This window comes from Vibrio sp. 704, from assembly GCF_033339295.1.
The window spans coordinates 1-904 of record NZ_JAWOUH010000201.1; the positions used below are offsets into that span (position 1 = coordinate 1).

Here is a 904-nt window from a genome sequence, read left to right on the forward strand (position 1 = left end):
CACTCACGCCATATTTGGACGCAATCTTACCAAGGTATTCCCCTCGCGCGACTTTGTGCTTGCGGATCGGCTTATCTTTCACTGCTACGGTGATCTTAAGTTTTTGACCAACCCATAAGGTATCGGATTTTAAGTTGTTCTCACGACGAATATCCGACAGCTTCACTTTATAGTGACTTGCGATCTTACCTAAAACCTCACCCGATTTAACGATATGCGTAATCGTTTCAGTCTCTATTGTAATAGGCTTGCTTGGCACTTGGATCTTGCCAGCTGACGGAATACGCAGTTTTTGTCCAACCGCTAAGCTGGTCGATTTCAACTTGTTCTCGGCCATCAACGCTTTCGAGTTAGTACCGTATTTATTCGCAATCACAGACAGCGATTCACCACGCTTAACAATGTGCACCATTGGTTTAGAGGAAGGTGAGAACACCGTGCCTTCAGGTGGGTTATCTTTTAGATATTTAACCACCGCTTTAGAGATAGCCTGCGCTAACTTATCTTGGTGTGCGCGTTGGAACAGCAGTTTCTCTTCTGTTGGGTTAGAGATAAATCCAGTCTCTACAAGGACCGATGGAATTTGTGGCGAACGCAGTACTGCCAAGCTAGTGTTGATTGGCTTGGTGTTGTGTAGATGCGCGACGCGTCCCATTTCACCCAAAATTTCGGTCGCCAACTTGTAGCCTTCTTTTTGCGAATGGCTGAACTGGAGATCGAGCAAAGTTTGGTTCACGTTGCGGTCTTTCGTGTTCGTGACAAATGCATTGCCAGAACCACCGAGCAGCTCAGACTGTTTCTCGTGGTTCTCAACCCAACGAGCAATCTCAGTGTTTGCGCGACGCGTATTCAATACGAATACCGATCCCCCACGAGGTTGTGGTGACGTGAACGCATCCGCGTG

1 protein-coding gene is annotated in these 904 nt (G+C 47.3%); it reads right to left on the reverse strand.

Annotated features, from left to right (window positions below; all coding sequences use genetic code 11):
• Window positions 1–904: LysM peptidoglycan-binding domain-containing protein (locus tag R7R24_RS25445; protein WP_318119883.1), on the reverse strand; the 904-nt coding region annotated here is incomplete at both ends.